Source organism: Streptomyces sp. NPDC007084, assembly GCF_040703595.1.
Taxonomy (GTDB): domain Bacteria; phylum Actinomycetota; class Actinomycetes; order Streptomycetales; family Streptomycetaceae; genus Streptomyces.
In genome coordinates, this window is the sequence record NZ_JBEYFY010000003.1 from 338,352 (window position 1) to 363,159 (window position 24,808).

At 71.5% G+C, this 24,808-nt stretch carries 15 protein-coding genes, 1 tRNA gene and 1 rRNA gene; 4 read left to right on the top strand and 13 right to left on the bottom strand.

The window, feature by feature from the left end; all coding sequences use genetic code 11:
- The first annotated feature begins 147 nt into the window (after nt 1-147).
- The 3 genes from AB0912_RS04980 (at nt 148) to AB0912_RS04990 (ending at nt 4,202) form a co-directional block, all read left to right on the top strand.
- A complete protein-coding gene (locus AB0912_RS04980) occupies nt 148-699 on the top strand; it encodes a TetR/AcrR family transcriptional regulator (RefSeq protein ID WP_366696551.1) in 552 nt (183 codons plus the stop codon).
- Between the two features lie 198 nt (nt 700-897).
- The gene (locus tag AB0912_RS04985) at nt 898-1,686 is read left to right on the top strand and encodes an ABC transporter ATP-binding protein (RefSeq protein ID WP_366696526.1); all 789 of its coding nucleotides are present in this window, start codon (nt 898-900) and stop codon (nt 1,684-1,686) included.
- Entirely contained in the window at nt 1,683-4,202 is a 2,520-nt protein-coding gene (locus tag AB0912_RS04990) for an ABC transporter permease (protein WP_366696527.1), read from the top strand. The genes AB0912_RS04985 and AB0912_RS04990 overlap by 4 nt, the downstream gene beginning before the upstream one ends.
- A 435-nt stretch (nt 4,203-4,637) precedes the next feature.
- Here the strand turns inward: AB0912_RS04990 and AB0912_RS04995 are convergent, their stop codons facing one another.
- From AB0912_RS04995 to AB0912_RS05040, 10 genes are all read right to left on the bottom strand, one after another.
- Nucleotides 4,638-5,282 carry a response regulator transcription factor gene (locus AB0912_RS04995; RefSeq protein WP_366696528.1) on the bottom strand — a complete coding sequence of 215 codons (645 nt, stop codon included), beginning with the start codon at nt 5,280-5,282 and terminating at the stop codon, nt 4,638-4,640.
- Nucleotides 5,270-6,424: a sensor domain-containing protein gene (locus AB0912_RS05000; RefSeq protein ID WP_366696552.1), complete on the bottom strand. Its 1,155-nt coding sequence runs from the start codon at nt 6,422-6,424 to the stop codon at nt 5,270-5,272. Before AB0912_RS05000 ends, AB0912_RS04995 begins: the two co-directional genes overlap by 13 nt.
- Nucleotides 6,425-6,476: 52 nt before the next feature.
- Complete coding sequence (locus AB0912_RS05005) at nt 6,477-6,647, bottom strand: hypothetical protein (protein ID WP_366696529.1); 171 nt, start codon at nt 6,645-6,647, stop codon at nt 6,477-6,479.
- Between the two features lie 227 nt (nt 6,648-6,874).
- Nucleotides 6,875-7,396: a CinA family protein gene (locus AB0912_RS05010; protein ID WP_366696530.1), complete on the bottom strand. Its 522-nt coding sequence runs from the start codon at nt 7,394-7,396 to the stop codon at nt 6,875-6,877.
- Nucleotides 7,393-8,130, bottom strand: coding sequence for a CDP-diacylglycerol--glycerol-3-phosphate 3-phosphatidyltransferase (gene pgsA / locus AB0912_RS05015; RefSeq protein WP_366696531.1), 738 nt, complete (start codon nt 8,128-8,130; stop codon nt 7,393-7,395). The genes AB0912_RS05010 and pgsA overlap by 4 nt, the downstream gene beginning before the upstream one ends.
- Entirely contained in the window at nt 8,127-9,608 is a 1,482-nt protein-coding gene (gene rimO, locus AB0912_RS05020) for a 30S ribosomal protein S12 methylthiotransferase RimO (protein WP_366696532.1), read from the bottom strand. The genes pgsA and rimO overlap by 4 nt, the downstream gene beginning before the upstream one ends.
- A 101-nt stretch (nt 9,609-9,709) precedes the next feature.
- Nucleotides 9,710-10,567 carry a RodZ domain-containing protein gene (locus AB0912_RS05025; protein WP_366696533.1) on the bottom strand — a complete coding sequence of 286 codons (858 nt, stop codon included), beginning with the start codon at nt 10,565-10,567 and terminating at the stop codon, nt 9,710-9,712.
- A gap of 356 nt (nt 10,568-10,923) precedes the next feature.
- The gene (locus tag AB0912_RS05030; protein WP_366696534.1) at nt 10,924-13,665 is read right to left on the bottom strand and encodes a DNA translocase FtsK; all 2,742 of its coding nucleotides are present in this window, start codon (nt 13,663-13,665) and stop codon (nt 10,924-10,926) included.
- Nucleotides 13,666-13,820: 155 nt separating this feature from the next.
- Entirely contained in the window at nt 13,821-14,504 is a 684-nt protein-coding gene (locus tag AB0912_RS05035) for a response regulator (protein ID WP_366696535.1), read from the bottom strand.
- Nucleotides 14,505-14,861: 357 nt separating this feature from the next.
- Entirely contained in the window at nt 14,862-20,354 is a 5,493-nt protein-coding gene (locus tag AB0912_RS05040; RefSeq protein ID WP_366696536.1) for a HAMP domain-containing protein, read from the bottom strand.
- A gap of 411 nt (nt 20,355-20,765) precedes the next feature.
- On the opposite strand from AB0912_RS05040, the gene AB0912_RS05045 reads away from it, so the two are divergent.
- The gene (locus tag AB0912_RS05045) at nt 20,766-23,513 is read left to right on the top strand and encodes a SpoIIE family protein phosphatase (protein ID WP_366696537.1); all 2,748 of its coding nucleotides are present in this window, start codon (nt 20,766-20,768) and stop codon (nt 23,511-23,513) included.
- Between the two features lie 83 nt (nt 23,514-23,596).
- On the opposite strand, the gene AB0912_RS05050 is transcribed toward AB0912_RS05045, so the two are convergent.
- The 3 genes from AB0912_RS05050 to rrf form a co-directional block, all read right to left on the bottom strand.
- Nucleotides 23,597-23,669: transfer RNA gene (locus AB0912_RS05050), tRNA-Thr, on the bottom strand.
- 84 nt (nt 23,670-23,753) lie between these two features.
- Nucleotides 23,754-24,416, bottom strand: coding sequence for a DegT/DnrJ/EryC1/StrS family aminotransferase (locus AB0912_RS05055; RefSeq protein ID WP_366696553.1), 663 nt, complete (start codon nt 24,414-24,416; stop codon nt 23,754-23,756).
- Nucleotides 24,417-24,529: 113 nt separating this feature from the next.
- A 5S ribosomal RNA gene (rrf, locus tag AB0912_RS05060) occupies nt 24,530-24,646 on the bottom strand.
- Nucleotides 24,647-24,808: the final 162 nt, after the last annotated feature.

Here is a 24,808-nt window from a genome sequence, read left to right on the forward strand (position 1 = left end):
GTAGTTGCGCACAACTTCTTACACGGTGATCAGGCACGGCCTAGACTCCAGCACGTGAGCAAGGACAAGGCGGCGCCGACCGCATCCCGAACCGGTGGACGCGGCCGACGCGGGCGCAGCTCCGCAGCCCAGGAACGTCACGACGAGATCCTGCGGATCGCCATGGAGATCTTCGCGGCCCGCGGCTACGGCAAGGCCTCCCTCGCCGAGATAGCCGACCGCGCGGGCCTGACCCAGGCCGGAGTCCTGCACTACTTCCGCTCCAAGGCGAACCTCCTGACCGAGGTCCTGGACCTGCGCGACGCGACCGACATCGCCGACCTCGGCCCGCAGCGTCCGCGCGGCCTCGCCTTCCTCAGACACCTGGTGGACACCACCCGCAACAACGCCGAGCGCGAAGGCATCGTGCGGCTCTACACCGTGCTCTCCGCGGAGAGCGTCACGGACGACCACCCCGCCCAGCCCTACTTCCGCAACCGCTACGCGGGCCTGCGCGCCTTCGTCGCCGAAGCCTTGACGGAGGCCTGCGAACTGGGCGAAGTCCGCGAGGACGTGAACGTGACCGCCGCCGCGAACGCCATCATCGCCGTCATGGACGGACTGCAGGTGCAATGGCTTCTGGACCACGAGGCAGTGGACATGGCCGCGTCCACGGACCAGGCGATCAGCGCGCTGGTGGACAGCCTGCGGAACGAGTAGCTCCCGGGCCAGCCCGGCCCGCCCCGGCCCGGCCCGGGCTGGACCGGGCTGGACCGGGTTGGCCAGCGCTGGCCCGGGCCGTCGGCAAGACGGGGTGGAGCGGGCTACACCCGCGGGCGGGGAGTCTGCTGTCTCGTCCGGGGCCCCTCCCGATTGCGATCGTCTTCCTGACGCACTCGGCTCGGGAAGGCGGACGACATGTTCAGGCGGCGCGTGGGCGTACTCGAAGGCGGGACGGCGGTGTCCGGCCCGGTCGCGGCCCTGGAACTGGACGGGGTGAGCCGTGAGTACCGCGAGGGGGTGCGCGCCCTCGACGCCGTATCGCTGCGCGTACCCGCCGGACGGTTCGTCGCCGTCATGGGCCGCTCGGGGTCCGGGAAGTCGACGCTGCTGCAGTGTGCCGCGGGCCTCGACCGCCCCACGTCCGGGACGGTGCGGATCGGCGGTACGGATCTGTCGGGCCTGGACGAGGCCGCGCTGACCCGGGTGCGGCGCGACCAGGTGGGCTTCGTCTTCCAGGCGCTGAACCTGGTGCCCTCGCTCAGCGTCCTGGAGAACGCCGGTCTGCCCCTGCTCCTCGCGGGAGCGGGACCGGACGACTCCTGGGGCGAGCGGGCGCTGCGGGCCCTGGCCGCGGTCGGTCTCGCCGACCGCGCCGACGACGCGCCCGCGCGTCTGTCCGGCGGTCAGCAGCAGCGCGTGGCACTTGCCCGCGCCTTGGTGACCGAGCCCGCCGTGGTCTTCGCGGACGAGCCGACGGGCGCCCTTGACCCGGTGACGGCGGCGGACGTACTCGCGCTGCTGCGGGCCGCGGTGGAGGAGCGGGGCCGCACGGTGGTGATGGTGACGCACGATCCGGCGGCCGCCGCGTGGGCCGACGAGGCGGTGTTCCTGCACGAGGGGCGGCTGGCGGGCCGCACCGAGTCGCCCGACGCACAGCACGTACGCGACGTACTGCGCGACTTGGCCCTCCGGAGCAGGTCATGAGTGCTGTCTCGGCTCTCCTCGCCGCCCGTGCGCACCGGGCTCACCGCCGGTCCTGGTCCGCCGTGGCCGCCGCCCTCGTCCTGACCTCCGCGCTGCTCGGCTCGTTCGCGCTCGCGATCGTGTCGACGGCTCTCGGACACCCACGCGTGGAGCGGTACGCCGGCGCGCCCGTCGTGGTGGCCGGCGACCAGACCACCCGGCACACCGCCACATCCTGGGACTCGGACACGGAGACGGCGACGGCGGCGCTCACCGAGCGGGTCCGCGTGCCGGACGCGACGATCGGGGTCCTGCGCGGCGTGGACGGCGTACGGGCGGCGGTCCCGGACCTGTCCATCCCCCTCACCGCCACTCCCTCCGGACGCACTCTCGTCGGACACCCCTGGGAGGCGGCTCAGTTGGGCCCGTACAGACTCCTGGAGGGACGAGCCCCGGCGCGGGAGGACGAGATCGTCATCGCGGCCGGTGAGGACCACTCGCCCGGCGAGCGCGTACGCCTGCGCGGCGACGGCACCTCCCGCACGTACGACATCGTGGGTGTCGCGCAGGGCGAGGACTCCGTCTACTTCACGACTTCGCGGGCGCGCACGCTCGCGGGCCGCCCCGGAGCCGTGGACGCCATCGGGGTGCTACCCCAACCCGGTCTCGGTGAGCGGGAGTTGTACGAGCGGACGCGCGCCGCGCTCGACAAGGCCGGCGCCCGCGACCTGAGCGCGCCGCACCGGGCGAAGGGCGATGCCCGGCCGCTGCGCGTCCTGACCGCGGACGGCCGCGGACTCGCCGAGCACCTGGACGTTCCGGCGGCGCGCACCGGAGCGCTGGAACTGCTCACCGCCATCACGGCGAGCGTCGTCCTCATCGCACTCCTGGTGGTCGCCTCCCTCGTGGCCCAGGCCCTGCGCCAGCGCGCCGCCGAACTCGCCCTGCTGCGCGCCGTGGGCGCCTCCCCACGTCAGCTGCGGGCGGCCGTCGGACGTGAAGTGCTGCGCGTCTCGGTACGTCCCGCACTGCTCGGCGCCATCGCCGCACCACCGGCCTTCCTGGCCCTGAACCATCTCCTCGACTCCGGCGGCGCACTGCCCGAAGGACTCGTACTGCCCACCCCTGCCTGGCTGTTCACCGCCCCACTCGTCACCGCCGCGCTCACCATCGCCGCCGCGCGACTGACCGCCTTCTTCGGCTGTGCGCGGGCCGCGCGGATCCGCCCGGCCCAGGCGCTCGGCGAGGCGCACGGCGCGTCGGCGAGCCCCGGCGAGGGGCGGCGCACCGCGGGACTCGTACTGCTCGGCCTGGGTGTCGGCTCGGCGGGGGTGTCCGTGACGCAGAGCGGATCGGCCGCGGCGACGGCGGCCAGTACGTCGGCGCTGACGATGGTGATCGGCTGTGCGGTGCTCGGCCCGTGGATCGGCCGCGGCGCGCTCGCGGTGCTCGGCCGCCTCCTGCGCCGGCGCGGACCTCAAGGCAGGTTCGCGGCAAGCGAGTTGGCGGCCAACACCGCGCGCTTCGGCGCGGCGATCACCCCGATCGTGCTGGTGACGGCCTTCGCCGCCGTACAGCTCGGGGCGGGTGCGACGCTCCAGCACGCCGGCGAACGTCAGGCCGTGGCCGCCCTGCACGCGGACCTCCGCGTGCCGGACACCGGCCGGCTGGCGGAGATCCGCCGCACGCCCGGTGTCGCGGCGGCGACCGCGATCGTCCGCAGCACGGTCGTGCTGGCCGGCACCGAGGCCGGCGCACCACGGCTCGAACGCCTTCCCGTTCTCGGCGTCACCCCCGACGGCCTGCCCCGCACCCTTGACCCGAAGCCGGTCGAAGGCTCACTGGACGCGCTGCGGCCGGGCACGGTTTCGGTCGGCAGTGACCGCGCCCGGGCCGACGGCCTCAAGGTCGGCTCACAGGTACACCTGCGTTTCGGCGACGGGGACGACCGCGCCCTGAAGGTGGTCGCGGTCCATGAACGCGGGCTGGCACTGGGCGAGTTCCTGCTCTCCCACCAGGAGCTGACCCGCCACATGACCTCCCCGCACACCGGCGACGTACTGGTGGCCGCCGCCCCTGACGCGGATGTCCCTGCCCTGCGTTCGGCACTGACCCGAACCCTGGAAGCCGAGGTGACCGAGGCACACCCCGTGCACCTCACCCTCCCCGACCAGTCACTGAACGACCGGCTGGGCGGGATCGCCGTGTCCGCGATCGGCGTCTTCACCGTCATCGCCGTCCTCAGCACCCTCACGTTGATCGGAGCGGGCCGCCGCCCAGGCCTCCGTCTGCTCCGCCGCGTCGGCGCCGGCCGGCGACAGGTCCGCGGGATGCTGTGCGTCGAGGCCGCCGTACTGACCCTGACGGGACTGGTCGTGGGAGCGGCGGTCGCGGCGGTCCCCCTCCTCGCCTTCAGCTTCGCCACGGCACGCACGCTCCCCCATCTCCCGCTCTCTCAGGCCGCGTTGATCGCCGCGGTCGTCACGGCGACGGCCTTCGCGGGCACCCTCCTGCCGACCCGCGAGGCCTCCCGGTGACCGCCCCGCCGAAGGCCCCGGACCGCCCGGGCCAGTGCCCGGCCTCCAGCGGTGACGCCGGAGGTCTGCGGGGTGCGGGCCCTTGGGCGAGGGGCCCGCGCGTGGAAGCGCACGCCAAGGCAAGGGCGGCGCTGGGGAGGGACTGCGGATCGGCGGAACCGGAGAGGCAGTCGCGGATCGGCGGGGTCGGACACGCAGAGGCGGATCGACAGGACCGGAGACCCAGAGGCGGATCGGCAGGGTCGGCACGACCGGACGGCGCGACCGGTTGGCTCGACCGGACGGCACGACCGGTCGGCTCGACCGGACGGCGCGACCGGACGGCACGACCGATTGGCTCGACCGGACGGCACGACCGGTCGGCTCGACCGGACGGCGCGACCGGACGGCACGACCGGACGGCGCGACCGGACGGCGCGACCGCTGCCGCGCTATCTATCCGTTCAGGTACGCGAGCACCGCCCGCACCCGCCGGTGCCCGCCGTCCGTCTGCGGCAGGTCGAGCTTCACGAAGACGTTGCCGATGTGCTTGTGCACCGAACGCTCCGTGATCACCAGGGACCTGGCGATCGTGGCGTTGTCGTGGCCCTGAGCCATGAGCTGCAGCACCTCGCGCTCGCGGGGAGTGAGCGAGTCGAGGGGCGAGCCCTCGCGCCGCCGCGAGAGCAGTTCGGTGACGACCTCGGGGTCGAGCGCGGTACCGCCCGAGGCCACCCGCTCCAGCGCGTCGAGGAACTCGTCGACCCTGCCCACCCGGTCCTTGAGCAGATAGCCGACGCCCCGCGCACCCCCGCCGAGCAGTTCCGCCGCGTAGGTCTCCTCGACGTACTGGGACAGGACGAGCACCGGCAGGCCGGGCAGCGTCTCGCGGGCCGCGAGCGCCGCCCGCAGCCCCTCGTCGCGGAAGTCGGGCGGCATCCGTACGTCCAGTACGGCGGCGTCCGGGCGGTGTTCGAGCAGCAGCGGCAGGATCTCGGGGCCGGTGGCCGCGACGCCCGCCACCTCGTGCCCCGCCGACCGGAGCAGCAGGACGAGTCCCTCCCGCAGCAGGGCGTTGTCCTCGGCGATCACCACGCGCACGGCAGCTCCACTTCGATCTCGGTCGGCCCTCCGGCGGGGCTCGCCAGGCTCACCTTGCCATCGAGGGCGGCGACCCGGCGCCGCACGCCGAGCAGCCCGCTGCCGGCCGACTCGTCCGCTCCCCCGCGTCCGTGGTCCCGTACGAGAACGCGCAGCAGCATCGGGGTGCGCACCAGTTCCACCTCGGCGCGGCTGGCCCCGCTGTGCTTGACCGCGTTGGTGAGCGCCTCGGCGACCACGAAGTACGCGGCGGCCTCGACGGCGGCCGGCGCGCGCGGCCCGTCGACGACGCCCTGCGCGGAGACCTCCACGGACAGACCGCTGGACGCCGCGAGCGCCCGCACCGCCCCGTCGAGACCACGGTCGGTGAGCACGGGCGGATGGATGCCCCGTACGACGTGGCGCAGTTCGGCGAGCGCCTGCTCGGCCTGGTCCTGGGCGTCGTCGAGGAGTTGGCGCGCGGCCTCGGGGTCGCGGTCGTAGGCGCGTTTGGCGAGCCCGATGCGCATCGAGAGCGCCACGAGCCGGGCCTGGGCGCCGTCGTGCAGATCGCGTTCGATCCGCCGCAGCTCGGCGCCATGTGCGGCGACCGCCCCCGCGCGGGTGGCGGTGAGCAGTTCGACGCGCTGGGCTAGTCCGGCGCCGGGCGGGGGCTTGAGCAGTCCGCGCGACCAGGAGCAGGACAGATCGGCGATGGCGTCGAAGACGGGCAGGAGGACGGGACGGCGTCCGAGCACTCCGCACCAGATCCCGTCGACGATGACCGCGGGCAGCCACAGGAGCGCGGCGAGGCAGCAGAGGGTCAAGCCGTAGAGGAGCTGGGCGAGGACCCAGCGCAGGTCGCGGTAGGTCGCGGGGTCCGTGGTCGCATGGCGCAGCCGCTCGGCGAGCGGTCCGGTGAGCGGCGGATACGCCTCCGGCACGCCCTCGCCCGTACGGGCCCCCACCCGGCGCCGCTCGAAGGACGCGAAGCTCCGTACGGTCTGCACGGTCTCGGGCAGCAGCCCCGCGCCGATGACGAGGAGGGTGCCGACGAGGCCGACCAGCAGCAGTGCGAACACCAGATAACAGGCGAGGCTGAGCCCGGCACCGACCAGCAGATGCCGGGTCGCACGCCAGGCCCGCCCCATCGCCGCGTCCATGTCCGCGCGGGTGCCGCCGTCCATGGTCATCAGGCTAGTACCGGCCCGGCTGTCAGGCGGCCTTCCGCTTGTCGCGCAGCAGCCACAGGCCGGCCGCCGAGCCGAGGAAGACCACACCGGCCGGGACCGAGACGGCGGCCTGGGTCATGCCGTCCCCGAGGAGGCCGGCGAAGACGTTGACGATGAGGGCGACGACGAGCAGCAGCCAGAGCAGGGGCTTCATGGCGGACTCCGTGAGGTGGTGGGCGGGCCGTGCCTTACGTGATCCATCCTGGCAAGCGGTCCGGTGCCGCGACGACAGTGCCTGCTGGTCGAACCGTGGTGTAGCCCGCTCCACCACGGCTCCCGCAAGAGAGAGGGCCCTGCCGGCGGACTCGCTGCTCAGACGTCCCCGTGGTCACGGAACCGGTCAGCGACCGCGTTCCGCTCCGTACTCCTGTGTCCGCTCGTTCATTCCTGGGACCGCTCGTTCCCGGTCTGCGCGCCCACCAGCTCCGTCAGGAGCAGGGCGAGCACGCTGCGTACGCTCTCCCTGCGGATTTCCGCCCGGTCACCGTTCAGCCGCAGGGGCGCCACTTTCCCGTCGACGGGAGGAGAAGTCGCCTCGGAGGGGCCCGCGACGGCCACGTAGACCGTGCCGACCGGCTGTCCGTCCTGGGGGTCCGGGCCGGCGACGCCCGTGGTCGCGATCCCCCAGTCCGCGCCGAGCGCCCGGCGCACGCCGGCCGCCATCTGGGCCGCGACCTGCGGATCGACCGCCCCGCGCTGCGCCAGCAGAGTGGCGTCGACCCCCAGCAGCTCGTGCTTGAGCTGGGTGGCGTACGCGGTCACGGAGCCCCGGAACGCCTTCGAGGCGCCCGGCACCGCCGTCACCTCGGCGGCCACCAGGCCACCGGTGAGCGACTCGGCGACGGCGAGCGTCTCGCCCCTGCCCGTGAGCAGTCGCACCACTTCGGCGGCCGTGGACGTCACCGCGCGGCCTCCTCGGCGGCGGCTTCCTCGGCGGCGGCCCGGCGCGCGGCGATGCCCTGCCGGCGCAGCACGACGGCCTGTCTCACGTAGTCGAGGCCGGTGACCACGGTCAGGACGACCGCCACGGCCATGACCCAGAACCGCAGCGTGGCCAGGCCGCCCGTCAGCGCCAGGATGTACATCCCGACCGCCGTGCCCTGGGCCAGCGTCTTCAGCTTGCCGCCGCGGCTGGCCGGGATGACCCCGTAGCGGATCACGACGAAGCGCAGCAGGGTGACGCCCAGCTCGCGGCCGAGGATGACGACGGTGACCCACCAGGGCAGGTCGCCGAGGCCGGACAGGCAGACGAGCGCGGCGCCCATGATCGCCTTGTCGGCGATGGGGTCGGCGATCTTCCCGAAGTCGGTGACGAGGTTGTAGGTGCGGGCCAGATGGCCGTCGAAGATGTCGGTGATCATGGCGACGGCGAACGCCGCCCACGCCCAGGCGCGCATGGCGGGGTCGTAGCCGCCGTCGGCCAGCATCAGCGCCACGAATCCGGGCACGAGGACGAGCCGGATCATGGTCAGAATGTTGGCGATGTTCCAGAGGCTGGCCTGGTCGACGGCCGCGGCGGTGATCTTCCCGCCCCGCACCGGCTTGCCGTCGCCCGGAGCACCGGACGCGTCGGGGGCGCTCGTCGCGCCTTTGGCGCTGGGGGAGCCGCCCGCCGCGGATGCCGGGACTCCGGTCATCTGGCCGCCTCCTCGGTCTCCGTACACGCGAGCGCGCCGATCAGCGGCTCGGCCACCAGGTCGACACCTTCCGTGCCGACCACCTTGGCCTCGACGATACGGCCGACGGTCAGTCCCTCGCCGCTCGTGAACAGCACCTGGCCGTCCGTCTCGGGCGCCTGGTGCGCCGCGCGGCCGTACGCGCCGTCCTCGTCGTCGACCGACTCGACCAGGACGCGCAGGGTCTCCCCGACGCGCTCCTCGGCGCGCTGGGCGACGAGTTCCTCGGCGAGCCGGGAGACCCGCGCGAGGCGCTCGGCGACGACGTCCTCGTCCAGCTTGTTCTCGAAGGTGGCCGCCTCCGTGCCGTCCTCGTCGGAGTAGCCGAAGACGCCGATCGCGTCGAGGCGGGCGCCGGTGAGGAAACGCTCCAGCTCGGCGAGGTCGGCCTCGCTCTCGCCGGGGAAGCCGACGATGAAGTTCGAGCGCACGCCGGCCTGCGGGGCCTTGGCGCGGATGGTGTCGAGCAGTTCGAGAAAGCGGTCGGTGTCGCCGAAGCGGCGCATGGAGCGCAGCACGTCGGGCGCGGAGTGCTGGAAGGAGAGGTCGAAGTAGGGCGCGACGTTCTCCGTCGAGGTGAGGACGTCGATCAGGCCGGGGCGCATCTCGGCGGGCTGGAGGTAGCTGACCCGCACCCGCTCGATCCCGTCGATCTCGGCCAGCTCGGGCAGCATCGTCTCCAGGAGACGGATGTCACCGAGGTCCTTGCCGTAGGAGGTGTTGTTCTCTGAGACCAGCATGATCTCCTTCACGCCCTGCTCGGCCAGCCAGCGCGCCTCGTTCAGGACGTCGCTGGGGCGGCGCGAGATGAAGGAGCCGCGGAAGGACGGGATGGCGCAGAAGGTGCAGCGGCGGTCGCAGCCGGAGGCGAGCTTCACCGAGGCGACCGGCGAGCCGTCCAGCCGGCGGCGCAGGGGCGCGCGCGGGCCGGAGACCGGGGCGACGCCTTCCGGGAGGTCGGTGGGGGCGCCGTGGCCGGGAAGGGCCACTTCCTCGCCGGCGGTCTGCCGCTCGGCCGGGCTGATCGGCAGCAGCTTGCGCCGGTCGCGCGGGGTGTGGGAGGCGTGGATGCCGCCGTTCAGGATGGTCTGGAGGCGGTCGGAGATGTCGGCGTAGTCGTCGAATCCGAGCACGCCGTCGGCCTCGGGGAGGGCTTCGGCGAGTTCCTTGCCGTACCGCTCGGCCATGCAGCCCACCGCCACGACGGCCTGGGTTCTGCCGTGGCCCTTGAGGTCGTTGGCTTCGAGCAGGGCGTCGACGGAGTCCTTCTTGGCGGCTTCGACGAAGCCGCAGGTGTTGACGACGGCGACGTCCGCTTGCTCGGCGTCCTCCACGAGGTGCCAGCCGTCCGCCTCCAAGCGGCCTGCGAGCTCCTCCGAGTCCACCTCGTTACGGGCGCAGCCAAGGGTGACGAGTGCGACGGTACGGCGTTCAGGCATGGGCTCAAGACTACTTTGTCCCGCCGACACCCCACGTCGACGGGGTTGGCCGAGACCGGCCAACCCCGTGGACTGCTGGTGTCTGCCCGCGTCGGGCCCCGTCAGCCGACCTGCGGGTCGCCCTTGGTGTAGGTCAGGCGCTCGACCGCGCCGGGCCGGAAGTCGTCCTCGATCTTCTTGCCGTTGACGTAGAGCTGGATGGCTCCGGCGTCACCGAGGATCAGGTTGATCTTGGAGCTGTCCTGGAAGGTCTTCGACTCGCCCTTGTTCAGCAGGCCGTCGAAGAGCATCCGTCCGTTGTGGTCCTTGGCGGAGATCCAGCTCCGCCCGTCCGGGGCGCTGACCCGCACGGTCACCTTGTCCTGCGGAGCGGCCGCGATGGCGCTGTCGGAGGGCTCGGGCTTGGGGTCGGCGGGCTTGCTGGCGTCCGCGCTGGGCTTGGCGGCCTTGCCGGCGGTGGGGGTCGAGCCCTCGGCGACCTGGGTCTTGGAGTCGTCGCCGCTGTCGCCGCCCTTGACGACGGTGAACCCGACGAAACCGATCACCGCGACGATCGCGGCGACCATGGCGGCCGTCCAGTTCGGTCCGCGCCGCTCGGGGCGGATGCGTTCGGCCTCGAACAGCGGCGCGGCGGGCGTCGGCGCGGGACGTCCGCCGTGGTCGGCGTCGTACTGGGCGAGGAGGGGGGCCGGATCGAGCTGGACGGCGCGAGCCAGCGTCCGGATGTGCCCGCGGGCGTAGACGTCGCCGCCGCACGGGGTGAAGTCGTCCTGTTCGATGGCGTGGATGATCGTGATGCGGACGCGGGTGGCGTTGCTGACGTCGTCGACGGTCAGGCCGGCGTCGACGCGTGCCTGCTGGAGGGCACGGCCGACGGAGACCCGCTCGACCGCGCGGTCGTCTTCGAACGGACGCTCGTCTTCGGGGGTGTTGCCGTCAGGGGAGTTGCCGATGGACACGGGGGCGCCTTTCGAGCGTGTAGCCACCTGTGCTGGAGGTTCAGTCTAGGGGGGGTACGAAAGGGTGGGGCAACCGGGCGGTGGGACTTTGTACGCCATCAGAATGGCCGGTCATCCTGACGCCGGGACAGTTCGCGTCCCTTCGCTCAACTTGACGTGCGACGAAGGGAAACGGTTGCTCGCCGATCCCTTACGGGTGAGTCACGTTCGAATATCAGCCTGGGGCTGAACGTGTCGTTCCGCCACCCGCGCGGCGGGCCGCCCGGTCACCGGCGTCCCGCCGTGCCGCGACCGGCCGTCCCGTCTTCCTCCGCCGAAGCGCCGAGTGAGCGCCTGCTGAGGTCCTGCTGTGCTGCCTATGCTTCTGCTTCCCCGCGAATCACGGCCAACACTCCGTCCAGCTCGTCCGCCTTCACGAGCACGTCGCGGGCCTTGGAGCCCTCGCTCGGCCCGACGATGCCGCGCGACTCCATCAGGTCCATCAGCCGGCCCGCCTTGGCGAAGCCGACGCGCAGCTTGCGCTGGAGCATCGAGGTGGACCCGAACTGCGAGGTGACGACCAGTTCGGCCGCCGCGCACAGCAGGTCGAGGTCGTCGCCGATGTCCTCGTCGATCTCCTTCTTCTGCTTGGTGCCCACGGTGACGTCGTCCCGGAAGACGGGCGCCATCTGGTCCTTGCAGTGCTGCACGACCGCGGCGACCTCGTCCTCGGTGACGAACGCGCCCTGCATACGGGTGGGCTTGTTGGCGCCCATCGGCAGGAAGAGCCCGTCGCCCTTGCCGATCAGCTTCTCGGCGCCGGGCTGGTCGAGGATGACCCGCGAGTCGGCGAGCGAGGAGGTGGCGAAGGCGAGCCGGGAGGGCACGTTCGCCTTGATCAGGCCGGTGACGACGTCCACCGAGGGGCGCTGGGTGGCGAGCACCAGGTGGATGCCGGCCGCGCGGGCGAGCTGCGTGATGCGCACGATCGCGTCCTCGACGTCACGCGGGGCGACCATCATCAGGTCGGCCAGCTCGTCGACGATCACCAGGAGGTACGGGTACGGGGTCAGCTCGCGCTCGCTGCCCTCGGGCAGCTTGACCTTGCCGTTGCGGATGGCTTCGTTGAAGTCGTCGATGTGCCGGTAGCCGAACGCGGCGAGGTCGTCGTAGCGCAGGTCCATCTCGCGGACGACCCACTGGAGCGCCTCGGCGGCCCGCTTCGGGTTGGTGATGATCGGCGTGATCAGGTGCGGGATGCCCTCGTAGGCGGTCAGCTCGACGCGCTTGGGGTCGACCAGGACCATCCGGACGTCCTCGGGCGTCGCGCGGACCATGACCGAGGTGATCAGGCAGTTGATGCAGGAGGACTTTCCGGAGCCGGTGGCACCGGCGACCAGGACGTGCGGCATCTTCGCGAGGTTGGCCATCACATAGCCGCCCTCGACGTCCTTGCCGAGCGCGACCAGCATCGGGTGGTCGTCCTCGGCCGCGTCCGCGAGGCGCAGCACGTCACCGAGGTTGACCATCTCGCGGTCGGTGTTGGGGATCTCGATGCCGACCGCGGACTTGCCGGGGATCGGGCTGATGATCCGCACGTCGGGGCTGGCGACCGCGTACGCGATGTTCTTGGTGAGCGCGGTGATCCGCTCGACCTTCACGGCGGGGCCCAGCTCGACCTCGTAGCGGGTGACCGTCGGACCGCGGGTGAAGCCGGTGACGGCGGCGTCGACCTTGAACTCCCGGAAGACGTTCTGCAGGGAGGCGACCACGGCGTCGTTGGCGGCGCTGCGCGTCTTGCCGGGGCCGCCGCGCTCCAGGAGGTCGAGCGAGGGCAGCGCGTAGGTGATGTCGCCGGAGAGCTGGAGCTGCTCCGCGCGCGGGGGCAGCTCGCGGGGCGCCTCGGGCGCGGCCTTGGTGAGGTCGGGCACGACCCCCTCGGAGGGCAGCGGCTGCTGCTTGGGCCGCTTGGCGCCCGGCACCGGGCCCTTCGTGCGGGCGGCCGGGACCGGGGTGGTCTCCTCGTAGCCGTCGCGCTCCACACTGACGCCCTGCGTCAGGTCGGCGACCAGCGGCGAGGGCGGCATCCCGTGCAGCACGGCGCCGTCCAGCGCGGCGGCAGCGGCGGCGGCGACGTCCACCGCGTCCATCGGCCGGTTCGGGTCGGGCTGGCGCGTACCGGAGCGCCGAGGGCGGCTCCGGCGCTTGGTGAGCGCGTCCTGCTCGGCGCTGTCCGGGTCGTACTCGCCGGGGGCCTGCGGGCGTCTGCGGGGGCGCGGGGAGACCGACTCGCGCCACTGCTCGTCGTAGCGCTCGTCGTCCTCGCCGAACGCGTCCTCGTCGAAGTCGGCCTGGACGACGCCGAGTTTCTGGCCGAGCAGCCGCAGCCGCTGCGGGATCGCGTTGACCGGGGTGGCCGTGACGACGAGCAGCCCGAAGATCGTGAGCAGTACGAGGAGCGGCACGGCGAGGACGTCGCCCATGGTGTACGTCAGCGGGGTGGAGGCACCCCAGCCGATGAGTCCGCCGGCGTCCCTTATCGCCTGCATGCCGTCGCTGCGCGCGGGCGAGCCGCAGGCGATGTGGACCTGGCCGAGCACGCCGATGGCGAGCGCGGACAGGCCGATGACGATGCGGCCGTTGGCCTCGGGCTGTTCGGGGTGGCGGATGAGCCGGGCCGCGATGACGCCGAGCAGTATCGGCACGAGCAGGTCGAGGCGCCCGAAGGCACCGGTGACGAGCATCTCGACGAGGTCGCCGACCGGGCCGCGCAGGTTGGACCAGGTTCCCGCCGCGACGATCAGCGCGATGCCGAGCAGCAGGAGCGCGACGCCGTCCTTGCGGTGAGCGGGGTCGAGACCCCGGGCGCCCCGTCCTATGCCCCGGAAGGTCGCTCCGACGGCATGGGCGATGCCCAGCCACACGGCGCGCACCAGCCGGTACACGCCCGCGGTGGGGCTGGGCACCGGCGCGGGAGCGGGCCTCTTGGCCACGGGCCGCTTGGCGGGCGCCTTCCTGGCGGCCGGCTTTTTCGCGGGGGCCTTCTTCGCCGGAGCCTTCGTCGGAGCGGCCGCCTTCTTCGCGGGCGGCTTCTTGGCTGCGGACTGACGTGAGGCCATGTGTGTGAGGTTACCGGTGGAGACGACGGCGGACACGTGTGCCTACCGCTTCACCCGTTCGTGTCGCCCTTGCGAGGAGCGGAACTGACGCGTCCTCATACGGTTTCCCGGCGGGACACGACAGCTCCGACAACGTTTCCGCGCCCGGCGTGGGGTCAGCTCTGCGAGGGCAGTGAGGGCGCGCTTCCGGTGCCCGGCTCCAGGGCGTCAAGCGCTCTGCGCAGTCCGGTGAGTTTGCGCTCCAGATGGGCCGCCGTCGCCACCGCCGCCGCGTCCGCCGAATCGTCGTCCAGTTGCTTGGACAGCGCCTCGGCCTGCTCCTCGACGGCCGCGAGCCGCGCGGAGAGTTCGGCGAGCAGACCGGCGGGCTCCTTGGCGTCGCCGAGCGCCGCCTTCCCTCCGCCGCCCTCCAACTGGAGCCGCAGCAGGGCCGCCTGCTCCCTCAGCTGGCAGTTCTTCATGTACAGCTCGACGAACACCGAGACCTTGGCGCGCAGCACCCACGGGTCGAACGGCTTCGAGATGTAGTCCACCGCGCCGGCCGCGTACCCGCGGAAGGTGTGGTGGGGGCCGTGGTTGATGGCCGTCAGGAAGATGATCGGGATGTCCCGGGTCCGCTCCCGCCGCTTGATGTGCGCGGCGGTCTCGAAACCGTCCATGCCCGGCATCTGGACGTCCAGCAGAATGACCGCGAAGTCGTCCGTGAGCAGCGCTTTGAGCGCTTCCTCCCCGGACGATGCCCGCACCAGTGTCTGATCGAGCGCGGAGAGGATCGCCTCCAGCGCCAGCAGATTCTCCGGCCGGTCATCGACCAGGAGGATCTTGGCCTTCTGCACCATGGCCCGCCCTCCTCGCCCCGGCATGGGGCCTCCCCTGTCCACAGGACTTGGGGTCGCGCCCGGCGCCGCCCCAGAGGACGACTCCCTTACGCCGTCCGTCCTTGTGCCGGTCATGGTAGCCGCACCCCGCCTGTCGCCACACCCTGTCACCGTGATGTCACTGTGCACGTAGCGGAAACGCGGCGGGAGACCAGAAGGTTCCCCGTATCCCGGGGTTCTACACGGCCCCGGGCCCACTCGCTCGCCCCCGCCGTCGTACGAGGTCGGGCCGCCGCCGGGACCACCCCGTACGGTCACACCCGCGTCGACGCCGCGTCACCGGGCGGCGGCCCGCGCCGCCGCCCGGTGTCGGCCATGTCACCCCTCCCGCATCCACTGCTCCATCACGGAGAGCAGGTGATCGGGGTCGACCGGCTTGGTCACGTAGTCCGAGGCGCCCGACTCGATCGCCTTCTCCCGGTCGCCCTTCATCGCCTTCGCGGTCAGCGCGATGATCGGCAGGCCCGCGAACTGCGGCATCCTGCGGATCGCCGTGGTCGTCGCGTAACCGTCCATCTCGGGCATCATGATGTCCATCAGAACGACCGTCACGTCGTCGTGCTGCTCCAGGACCTCGATGCCCTCGCGGCCGTTCTCCGCGTACAGCACCGACAGGCCGTGCTGCTCCAGGACGCTCGTCAGCGCGAACACGTTGCGGATGTCGTCGTCGACGATCAGGACCTTCTCGCCCTCGAAGCGGATGCCCCGGCGCGGCTCCGGTCCCGCCTCAGGGGCCGCCCACTGCTCCTGAGAGGCTCCCGCATCGCTCTCCGGCTGCCCGGGAGCGGCGGTGCGCTCCTCGGCCGCCGGAAGCGTCCTGCGGCGCCTCCTGAACAGGGCGGCGGGCCCGTTCTGGGTGTCCTGGTACGACTTCACCTCGGCCGTCATCTCGACGCCCGACGCGGCCAGCTCGGCCTCGGAGGCGAGCAGCTCGCCCGCCTCCAGCGCCGGGGCCAGTTGCCCGTAGCCCTGCGGCGGCAGTTCGCTCGGGTGCAGCGGCAGGTACAGCGTGAAGGTGGAGCCGCGTCCCGGCTCGCTCTGCGCGTGGATCTCGCCGCCCAGCAGCCGCGCGATCTCCCGCGAGATGGACAGCCCGAGGCCCGTGCCGCCGTACTTGCGGCTCGTGGTGCCGTCGGCCTGCTTGAACGCCTCGAAGATCACCCGCATCTTGCTCGCGGCGATCCCGATACCGGTGTCGGTCACCGAGAACGCGATCAGGTCGCCGTCCGCGTCCCGCAGCGAACCCGCCTCCAGGAGCTGTTCCCTGATGGCCACCGGCACATCGGCGCCGGCCGGCCGGATCACCAGCTCGACCGCCCCGGAGTCGGTGAACTTCACCGCGTTGGAGAGCAGGTTGCGCAGCACCTGGAGGAGCCGCTGCTCGTCCGTGTGCAGGGTGGCGGGCAACTCCGGCGAGACCCGCACCGAGAAGTCGAGGCCCTTCTCCGCCGTCAGCGGGCGGAAGGTGGCCTCCACGTAGTCGACGAGCTGGACGAGCGCGATCCGGGTCGGCGACACGTCCATCTTGCCCGCCTCCACCTTCGACAGGTCGAGGATGTCGTTGATGAGCTGGAGCAGGTCCGAGCCCGCGCCGTGGATCGTCTCGGCGAACTCGACCTGCTTGGGCGTCAGGTTCGTGTCCGCGTTGTCGGCGAGCAGCTTGGCGAGGATCAGCAGCGAGTTGAGCGGCGTCCGCAGCTCGTGCGACATGTTCGCCAGGAACTCGCTCTTGTAGCGCATGGAGACGGCGAGTTGCTCGGCGCGCTCCTCCAGGACCTGGCGGGCCTCCTCGATCTCGGTGTTCTTCACCTCGATGTCACGGTTCTGCTGGGCCAGCAGCTCGGCCTTCTCCTCCAGCTCCATGTTGGAGTCCTGGAGCGCCTTCTGCCGGTTCTCCAACTCAGCGGAGCGCTCCCGCAGTTGCTCGGTCAGCTCCTGCGACTGCCGCAGCAGCACCTCCGTCTTGGTGTTCACCGAGATGGTGTTGACGCTGGTGGCGATCATCTCGGCGATCTGGTTCAGGAAGTCCTTCTGGATCTGTGTGAACGGCGTGAACGACGCCAGCTCGATGACCCCGAGCACGGTCCCCTCGAAGAGCACCGGCAACACGATGACCTGCGCCGGAGGCGCCTCACCGAGCCCGGAGGAGATCTTCAGGTAGCCGCTCGGCGCGTTCTCCACCAGGATCGTGCGCTTCTCCTGGGCGGCCGTCCCGATCAGCGCCTCGCCGGGCCTGAACGACGTCGGCATGGAGCCCATCGAGTAGCCGTACGACCCGAGCATGCGCAGCTCGTAGGCCTCCTCGTCCTCGGCGCCCGCCTCGTTGCCGTCGACCAGCGGCATGGACAGGAAGAACGCGCCGTGCTGCGCGGAGACGACCGGCGTCAGCTCGCTCATGATCAGGGAGGCCACGTCGTCGAGGTCGCGGCGGCCCTGCATAAGGGCGGAGATACGGGCGAGGTTGCCCTTCAGCCAGTCCTGTTCCTTGTTGGCGATCGTGGTGTCGCGCAGGTTGGCGATCATCTTGTTGATGTAGTCCTGGAGTTCCTGGATCTCGCCGGACGCGTCCACGTCGATCTTCAGGTTCAGGTCACCGCGGGTCACCGCGGTCGCCACGCGCGCGATGGCACGCACCTGCCGGGTCAGGTTCCCGGCCATCTCGTTCACCGACTCGGTGAGGTCGCGCCAGGTCCCGTCCACGTCACGCACGCGTGCCTGGCCGCCCAACTGCCCCTCGGTGCCCACCTCGCGGGCCACCCGGGTGACCTCCTCGGCGAAGGACGAGAGCTGGTCGACCATCGTGTTGATGGTGGTCTTCAGCTCCAGGATCTCGCCGCGCGCGTCGATGTCGATCTTCTTGGTCAGGTCGCCCTTGGCGATGGCGGTCGTGACCATCGCGATGTTGCGCACCTGGCCGGTCAGGTTGGACGCCATCCCGTTCACCGACTCGGTGAGGTCCTTCCAGGTGCCGGACACGCCCGGGACGCGCGCCTGGCCGCCGAGGATGCCGTCGGTGCCCACCTCGCGGGCCACCCGGGTCACCTGGTCGGCGAACGAACTCAGCGTCTTCACCATGGTGTTGACGGTGTCGGCGAGCTGCGCGACCTCACCGCTCGCCTCGACCGTGACCTTCTTGGTGAGGTCGCCGTTGGCCACCGCCGTCGCCACCTGGGAGATGTTGCGCACCTGGTTGGTCAGGTTGTTGGCCATCACGTTGACGTTGTCGCTCAGGTCCTTCCAGATGCCGGTGACCCCCGGCACCCGCGCCTGGCCGCCCAGGTTGCCGTCGGTGCCCACCTCGCGGGCCACCCGGGTCACCTGCTCGGCGAAGTTCGAGAGCTGGTCGACCATCGTGTTGACGGTGGTGACCAGTTCCAGGATCTCGCCCTTGGCGTCGACGGTGATCTTCTTGGACAGGTCGCCCTTGGCGACCGCCGTGGTGACCTCGGCGATGTTGCGCACCTGGATGGTCAGGTTGTTGGCCATGAAGTTCACCGACTGGGTGAGGTCCTTCCAGGTGCCGGAGACCCCCTGCACCTCGGCCTGCCCGCCGAGCATGCCCTCCGTGCCCACCTCGCGGGCCACCCGCGTCACCTGCTCGGCGAAGTTCGAGAGCTGGTCGACCATCGTGTTGAGGGTGTTCTTCAGCTCCAGGATCTCGCCGCGCGCGTCCACGTCGATCTTCTGCGACAGGTCACCCCGGGCCACCGCCGTCGCCACCTGGGCGATGTTGCGCACCTGGGCGGTGAGGTTGCCGGCCATGCCGTTCACCGAGTCGGTCAGGTCGCGCCACACACCGGCCACGCCGGGCACCTGCGCCTGACCGCCGAGCCGGCCCTCGGTGCCCACCTCGCGGGCCACCCGGGTCACCTGGTCGGCGAACGCGGAGAGCTGGTCGACCATCGTGTTGATGGTGTTCTTCAGCTCCAGGATCTCGCCGCGCGCGTCCACGTCGATCTTCTGCGACAGGTCACCCCGGGCCACCGCCGTGGTCACCTGCGCGATCTGCCGCACCTGCGAGGTCAGGTTGCCCGCCATGAAGTTGACGGAGTCGGTGAGTTCCTTCCACGTACCGGACACGCCGTCGACGCGGGCCTGGCCGCCGAGCCGGCCCTCGGTGCCCACGTCCCGGGCCATCCGCGTCACCTGGTCCGCGAAGCTCGACAGCTGGTCGACCATCGTGTTCACGGTGTTCTTGAGCTGGAGCATCTCGCCGGACACGTCCACGGTGACCTTCTGCGACAGGTCACCGTTCGCGACCGCCGTGGTCACCTGCGCGATGTTGCGCACCTGGCCGGTCAGGTTCTGGAAGGCCGTGTTGACCGAGTCCGTCAGGTCCTTCCAGGTGCCCGCCACGCCCGGCACCTGCGCCTGGCCGCCCAGCTCGCCCTCGACGCCGACCTCGCGCGCCACCCGGGTCACCTCGACACCGAACGACGACAACTGGTCGACCATCGTGTTGACGGTGTTCTTCAGCTCCAGCATCTCGCCGGCCACGTCCACGGTGACCTTCTGCGACAGATCGCCGTTGGCCACCGCCGTGGTCACCGCGGCGATGTCGCGCACCTGCGTCGTCAGGTTCCGGAAGACCGTGTTGACCGAGTCGGTCAGGTCCTTCCACGTCCCCGCCGCGCCCGGCACGTTCGCCTGGCCGCCGAGCTGTCCCCCGGCGCCGACCTCGTTGGCGACCCGGGTGACCTCGTCGGCGAACGTCCGCAGCGTCTCGGTCATCTGGTTGATCGTCTCGGCGAGCTGCGCGACCTCTCCGCGTGCGGAGACCGTCACCTTCTGCGACAGGTCACCGCTCGCGACCGCCGTCGTCACCTGCGCGATCCCGCGCACCTGCGCCGTCAGGTTCCCGGCCATCAGGTTCACCGAGTCGGTGAGGTCCTTCCACACACCGGCCACACCGGGCACCTGCGCCTGACCGCCCAGCTCGCCCTCGGTGCCCACCTCACGCGCGACGCGGGTCACCTCGGAGGAGAACGACGAGAGCTGGTCGACCATCGTGTTGACGGTGTTCTTCAGCTCCAGCATCTCGCCGGCCACGTGCACCGTGACCTTGCGCGACAGGTCACCCTTGGCGACCGCCGTGGTCACCAGGGCGATGTCCCGCACCTGGGCCGTCAGCCGGTACGCCATCGTGTTGACGGAGTCCGTCAGGTCCTTCCAGGAGCCCGACATCCCCCGCACCCGGGCCTGCCCGCCGAGCTTGCCCTCGGTACCGACCTCGCTGGCCACCCGGGTGACCTCGTCGGTGAACGTCGACAACTGGTCGACCAGGTTGTTGACCGTCCGCCCGACCTTCAGGAACTCCCCGCGCAGCGGATGCCCGTTCCCGTCCGCCGCCTGGGCGCGCAGATCCATCCGCGGCGACAGATCACCCTCCGCGACCGCCGACAGCACCCGGCCGACCTCGGACACGGGCCGTACGAGATCGTCGACCAGCGCGTTCGACGCGTCGATCGCCGCCGCCCAGGAGCCCTCGCAGACCCCCGTCTCCAGCCGCTCCGTGAGCTTTCCCTCACGGCCCACCACCCGCCGCACCCGCGACAGCTCGCCGGTCAGATGCAGATTGCGGTCGGCGACCTCGTTGAAGACCGCCGCGATCTCGGACATCACCCCGTCGCCGGAGACGGTGAGCCGCTTGCGGAAGTTCCCGTCCCGCATCGACACCAGGGCGGCCAGCATGCGGTTCAGGGCCGCCGTGTCCACCTCGGTGGTGCCGCCCTTGGGTGAGCGCCCGCTGTTCAGGGACGGTCCGCCTTTCGCGCGCGTCCTACCGCCCCGCGTCGCTGCGCCAGACTCCACTGTGTCCCTCCCGCAAGGGTCGACCATTACTGCTCGGCGTACTCGGGTACTGCTGCTCGGCGTGCGGAGGAGGCTCTCGGCCTGCCCGGACCTTCTCCATGGAGCCTGCCCAGTGTTTCACCCCGGCGGAACCAGGCCATAACAGTTCGGCAGCTTCGCACATCGTCCGCACACCCTCAGGGCCCCCCTCCCCACCCCCGCCGAACCGGAGCCTGCCCCGGCGGGAGGCGGCCCCACACACCGGCGGGGGCGGAAACTCCCGGCCCTTCCGGACGGAAACAGTGCTGACCGGCATCCGCAGGGGCGGCGAAGGTAAGTAACCTTGCATGCGGCTGTCCAACCGTGCCGGACCCGTCCGGCCTGGGCGGTGGCACGAGCACGAGCGGGCAGGCATCGGAGGGGCGCCGCACCATGACCACCGGACTGCATCCTGGGGAAGCCCCTCAGGATCCCCGGCCGACGGGGAACCACGCTCTTCCCACCCAGGAGCGGGCCGGCCGGGAAGCCGGGCACGCCGACAACCGGACGAGGAGTTCTGTGATCACCGCGCGCGCGGCCGCCAGTTTCGAGCCGGTGGGACGCTCCGTCGCGACCGCCCGCTCCTTCGTCCGCGACACCCTCCAGGGCTGGGGCTTCGCCGACATCGTGGACGACGCCGTCGTCCTGACCAGCGAACTGGTCACCAACGCCGTCGTGCACGCGGGCACCTCGGCGGACGTTCTGTGTCTGCGCAGCGACGACGGCGTACGCATCGAGGTGGCCGACCACTACCCCGAACGCGAGATCCCGCTCCAGGCGGCGGCCGTCAACATGGGCAGCCCCGACCGCGAGGGCGGACGCGGACTCCAGCTGTGCGCGGCCCTCGCCGGCCGCTGGGGTGTCGAGTACACGCCCACCCAGAAGCAGGTCTGGTTCCAGCTCGACCTTCCCGACCGCGCGGTCGGCACCCGCGCCGCCGGCCCCTCCCTGCCGGCCCATCTACTCCCCCTCGCCGACGGCCGGGTCCGCGTCGCGGTCGTCCAGATCGACCGGACGGGCGCCATCAACGCCTGGAACGAGGACGCCGAGGAACTCTTCGGCTACGCGGCCGACCAGGTCACCGGCAAACAGCTCACCGACCTCGCCGCCTGGCCGCACACCCCGGGCACCAGCACCGGCATCGTCGAGGCCCTCCAGCTCTCGCGCTGGGAGGGCAGTTACGGCATCCGCTGCGCCGACGGCAGGGTCACCCCCGTCTACGCCTCGCATCTGCGGGTCCGGGACACCAGCGGCGAACCGTCCACGGTCTGCCTCCTCGTCCGCGACCACGAACGGGCCGTCCTGCAAACGCCGTTGCGGCTCGCCGCCGCCGACTCGGGCACCACCGCCGAGGGCCAGACCACCGACCCGTTCGAGGTCTTCATCGGCTCGCCCGCCCCGGACGACCTGGACGGCCTTCTCCAGCGCACGGTGGAGCGCGCCCGCGACATGCTCGACGGCGACTCCGCCTTCCTGCTCCTCGCCACCGACGACGAGACGGAGTTGGAGGTACGCGCCTCGACGGGCCTGCCCTCCGCCCGCCAGCGCTTCGCCCGCGTCCCCGTCGAGGCCGGCCCCGGACGTTACGGCTCGGCCCGGATGCCCGCCGTCCACGAGGACCTGACAGTTGTCCCCGGCGCCGTCCCGCTGCTCGGCGGCACCGGCATGCGCTCGGTGGTCACGGTCCCGCTGAAGGTCGAGGGCCGTCTCACCGGCTCGCTCGGCGTCGCCGCCGAGTCCCCGGGCCGCTACTCCAACGAGGAGGCCCTGCGCCTCCAGTTCGCCGCCGACCGCATCGCCCTCGCCGTGGAGTCGGCCCGCCTCGGCGAGCTGGAGCGGCTGCGCCGCGGCTCCCTGTCGTTCCTCGTCGAGGCCTCCGACCTGCTCGCCGGCACCCTGGACCGCGACCAGACCCTCGCCCTCATGGCCCAGATGACCGTCCCGACCCTCGCCACCTGGTGCGCGGTCTACACGATCGCCGACCAGGCCTCCGAGCCGTACCTCTCGTACGTCCTGCACGAGGACGAGGAACGCATCGACGGCCTCAAGGCGCTGCTGTCCAAGATCTCCCCGCCGGACCCGGTGCCCACCCCCGGCGCCCGCGTCTGGTCGGCGCCCGCCGCGGCGGCCCACGAGGCCGCGCTGCGCACCTCCATGCGCAGCCTGGGCCTCGGCGAGACCGACACCGCGAACTCCGGCATCGGCACGACGCTGGCCACGGCCTCCGCGGTCGGCGGCGAGACCGTCGTCCTGCCGCTGGTCGCCCGCAACCGCGTCATCGGCATGCTGACCCTGGGCAAGCCCTCGGACGAACACTTCCGCCAGGAGATCCTTGAACTGGCCGAGGACCTCTCCCGCCGGGCGGCCCTCGCCCTGGACAACGCCCGCCTGTACTCGGAGCGCACGGCCATCAGCCAGTCCCTCCAGCGCAGCCTGCTGCCCCCGGAACTCCCCGCCATCGAGAACGTCGAGGTCGAGGTCATCTACCGCGCGGCCGGCGAGGGCAACGAAGTCGGCGGCGACTTCTACGACCTCTTCCCGATCCGCGACGGCGCGTACGGCTTCGCCATCGGCGACGTCTGCGGTACGGGCCCGGAGGCGGCGGCGGTCACCGGCCTCGCCCGGCACGCGCTGCGCCTGCTGGCCCGCGAGGGCTACGGCGGCCCGGCCGTCCTGGAGCGCCTGAACTCCGCGATCCTCGACGAGGGCGCCCGCAGCCGCTTCCTGACCCTCCTGTACGGCGAGCTGTGGCCGCAGGAGGACGGCAGCGCCCTGCTGAAGGTGGTCTGCGCGGGCCACCCGCTCCCGCTGCGCCTGCGCCAGGACGGCACGGTCGAACCCGCCGCCGAACCCCAGCCGCTCCTCGGGGTCATGGAAGACCTGGAGCTGTACGAGGAGACGGTCACCCTCGATCCGGGCGATGTCCTGCTCTGTGTGACGGACGGGGTCACCGAGCGCCGGGAGGGCACCCGCATGCTCGGGGACGACGGTCTCGCGGACGTCCTCACCACGTGCACCGGTCTGACGGCGGGCGCCGTCGCGGCCCGCATCATGCGCGCGGTGGAACGCTTCGCCTCGGACGCCCCGTCGGACGACATGGCGATCCTCGCGATGCGCGTGCCGGGCCTCCAGAACGACTGATCCGGCTGGGGCCGGCCGGATCACCGGCCGGCCCCGGACATGCGAAAGGCCCCCGCCCACAAGGGCGGAGGCCTTTTCTGCTGAGCCCCCCAACGGAATCGAACCGTTGACCTTCTCCTTACCATGGAGACGCTCTGCCGACTGAGCTAGGGGGGCCTGCTGCTTTGCGAAGTTTCCCTCGCGGCAACGGAATAGATCATACCCCGAACAGAACCGTGGTCCCAACCACCGGGGCGGAATTCAGAAAGCCGGCTGGAGGAGCCCGCCGAGCGCGTTGCACGCGGAGACGATCCGCTGCATCTCCCGCTTGGTCAACGCCCCGTCCACGGGCAGCGACAGGGTCTCGTCGGCGGCCCGCTCGGTCTCGGGAAGGTGGACGTCCCGGCGGAACCCGGGCATGCGGTGCACCGGCGTCTTGACCGGCACCCGGCAGTCAACTCCCCTGGCCCGTACGGCTCGCGCGAAGGCGTCCCGGTCCGGACGCCCGTTGCCGGGCACGCGCACGACGTACTCCTGGTAGGTGTGCCCGTCGCCGCCGTCGGGCGTCCGCACTCCCCTGAGCCGGCCGTCGAGGTAGGCGGCCCGCTCCCGGCGCTGCGCGATCTCGTCGTACGGCGCCGCGGACTCGCCCTGTTCCAGCACCAACAGCCCGTGCCGTCGGCCTAGTTCGTGCAGGCCCGGCAGGTCGGCGGTGCGCCCGAAGCGGTGCACGACGACGACCGCGGCGGACCGGGGTGTTATGACGGCTTCGACCGCGCGCGGGGCGAGGCAGTACGTCGCCGGGTCTATGTCGGCGAAGACGACGGTGGCGCCGGCCTGGGTCACGGCCTCGGCGACCTCGACGTTCCCGAAGGCCGGGACGATGACCTCGTCACCGGTTCCGACGCCCGCGGCCCTGAGCATTGCAGCAGTACCCATGTCTGGGATCGTGGTCGCGCAACGTGAACTGCAAGTGACGCAAAACAAAAAAGAGCTGGTCCCCGAACCGAAGTTCGGGGACCAGCTCTCTAATATGAGTTCGGCGGCGTCCTACTCTCCCACAGGGTCCCCCCTGCAGTACCATCGGCGCTGTAAGGCTTAGCTTCCGGGTTCGGAATGTAACCGGGCGTTTCCCTCACGCTATGACCACCGAAACACTATGAAACAATCAACCGGAGCCGTGGCACATGACTACGACGGTTGTTCGTGGTTTCAGAACCAACACAGTGGACGCGAGCAACTGAGGACAAGCCCTCGGCCTATTAGTACCAGTCACCTCCAGCGGTTACCCGCCTTCCAGATCTGGCCTATCAACC

Coding starts and splice junctions, on each gene's coding strand:
- AB0912_RS04990 (WP_366696527.1), top strand. CDS start 1,683: ATGAGTGCTGTCTCGGCTCTCCTCGCCGCCCGTGCGCACCGGGCTCAC.
- rimO (WP_366696532.1), bottom strand. CDS start 9,608: ATGCCTGAACGCCGTACCGTCGCACTCGTCACCCTTGGCTGCGCCCGT.
- AB0912_RS04985 (WP_366696526.1), top strand. CDS start 898: ATGTTCAGGCGGCGCGTGGGCGTACTCGAAGGCGGGACGGCGGTGTCC.
- AB0912_RS05030 (WP_366696534.1), bottom strand. CDS start 13,665: ATGGCCTCACGTCAGTCCGCAGCCAAGAAGCCGCCCGCGAAGAAGGCG.
- AB0912_RS05055 (WP_366696553.1), bottom strand. CDS start 24,416: ATGCTCAGGGCCGCGGGCGTCGGAACCGGTGACGAGGTCATCGTCCCG.
- AB0912_RS05005 (WP_366696529.1), bottom strand. CDS start 6,647: ATGAAGCCCCTGCTCTGGCTGCTGCTCGTCGTCGCCCTCATCGTCAAC.
- AB0912_RS05045 (WP_366696537.1), top strand. CDS start 20,766: ATGACCACCGGACTGCATCCTGGGGAAGCCCCTCAGGATCCCCGGCCG.
- pgsA (WP_366696531.1), bottom strand. CDS start 8,130: ATGACCGGAGTCCCGGCATCCGCGGCGGGCGGCTCCCCCAGCGCCAAA.
- AB0912_RS05035 (WP_366696535.1), bottom strand. CDS start 14,504: ATGGTGCAGAAGGCCAAGATCCTCCTGGTCGATGACCGGCCGGAGAAT.
- AB0912_RS05000 (WP_366696552.1), bottom strand. CDS start 6,424: ATGGACGCGGCGATGGGGCGGGCCTGGCGTGCGACCCGGCATCTGCTG.